Origin of the sequence: Candidatus Enterococcus avicola (genome assembly GCF_047470845.1) — a bacterium.
Taxonomy (GTDB): domain Bacteria; phylum Bacillota; class Bacilli; order Lactobacillales; family Enterococcaceae; genus Enterococcus_D; species Enterococcus_D casseliflavus.
In genome coordinates, this window is sequence record NZ_JBLGTY010000052.1 from 1 (window position 1) to 1627 (window position 1627).

Annotated in this window: 1 protein-coding gene; it reads right to left on the reverse strand. The window is 36.9% G+C overall.

Translation table 11 applies throughout. The annotated features are described in order from the left end of the window. Positions 1 to 128: 128 nt before the first annotated feature. Entirely contained in the window at positions 129 to 1316 is a 1188-nt protein-coding gene (locus ACI3E5_RS17515; RefSeq protein WP_010748508.1) for an IS110 family RNA-guided transposase, read from the reverse strand. Positions 1317 to 1627: the final 311 nt, after the last annotated feature.

Below are 1627 nucleotides of genomic sequence, written 5' to 3' on the forward strand. Positions count from 1 at the left end.
GAAAGACTAACTATATAGAGTCAAGTGAAAATTAGCTAAATCAAAAAAATATTTTATAACAGTTAAGTCCAAAAAATGAGTACAACAAATAGACCTTTCACTATTAGATTTTTTTGATTGTTCAATAGCTAATCGGAAACAATCTTATAAGGTTCATTTTTAGTTAAAATAGCATGAATCACATAACAAAGCTTACGAGAAACAGCACCTAAGGCCGTCAGATGATGCTTTCCCTCAGAAATTTTTTTCTGATAAAACGCGCGAAAAACAGGATCACATTGAGAAGCAACTAGAGCAGCTGAAAACAAGGCTTTTCGTAAGTATGGAGATCCACGCTTGCTCATAACATTATGTGTTGCTTCGTATTGCCCAGATTGGGACACAGACGCGTCTATGCCAGCATAAGCAACCAGTTTTTTCGGATTAGAAAATTTGCGAATGTCTCCAATTTCACCAAGAATTGTCGCGCCATTTATAGGGCCGATTCCAGGGATTGTGAGAATAACAGAGTCTAAATTACTCATTATGCGCTTAATTTCTTTTTCAGTTTCTTTTACTTGGCTTTCGATGAATTTCAATTGTTCAATCATGGAGCGTAATTGAAATGTAAAAGCTTCTTGAGCAAATTTCACTCCAAAGGAGTTAGAAGCTGCTTGCTTCAATTGATCTGCTTTCTCTGGCTTTATTCGGTTCCTGCTTAACTCAGCTAAGTATTGAGCCAACGTTTCTGCCGAAATTTCTTCTAGCTCTATAGGAGAACTAAACTCAAGCAATAACTCTTTAGACGCTTTTCCGAAAATACCTTGTTTAGAAAAAATTGATGCATATTCAGGAAACACTTGATCTAGTACAGCTATGATTTTTCGTTTGAAGTCGCTTGCGGTACCTACTAAATAGGTTCGGTAACGTGAAAGTTGTTTTAACGAAAAAACATTTTCATCAGACAATACTGTTTCTACAAAGGAACCATAACGCATCAAGTCAGCAATCAAAACAGAATCAATAATATCATTTTTTCGTTTTCTGATTTCTGTTCCTTTGCGCCAGCCATCGGTTTGAAGAGGATTCACAACGTGAATCAAAAAGTCTGATTCGTGGAGGTATGAAAAGATGGAGAGCCAATAATGACCCGTAGCTTCCATTCCGACAATAAAGTCAGCGGGAGTCTCTGAATATTTTGAAAGCCGCTCAATCAGGGAATCAGCTCCTTCAGTAGTGTTAGGGAAAGAAAAACCTTTTAGGATCACTTTACCTTCTTCACTCATTAAAGAAGCCACGTGAGTTCGCTTGCCGATATCAATTCCTAAGAAGTACATACATTTGACCTTTCTAAAAAAATATTTTGGATTGAAACCCGCTCAACTGAAAAGCGTCACTACCTTGTACGAGATACGGAGTAAAGCAAAAACTTTCAACATCTAACTCATACGTAATCCACTTATCAGAGAGAGGTGCCAGTCTTTCGATTACGAGCTTCAAAACTCAAGGAGGCAACGGCATAGCCTCTCAATCCAATAAATATATTATCTCAAAATGAATGAGTTAATACCAAATTAAAATAACGATGGTTCATAGGGTTATCCAATCAAAACCGGAAGGTTAAAACCCTAACTCTAATATACAAGGA

Coding starts and splice junctions, on each gene's coding strand:
- ACI3E5_RS17515 (WP_010748508.1), bottom strand. CDS start 1,316: ATGTACTTCTTAGGAATTGATATCGGCAAGCGAACTCACGTGGCTTCT.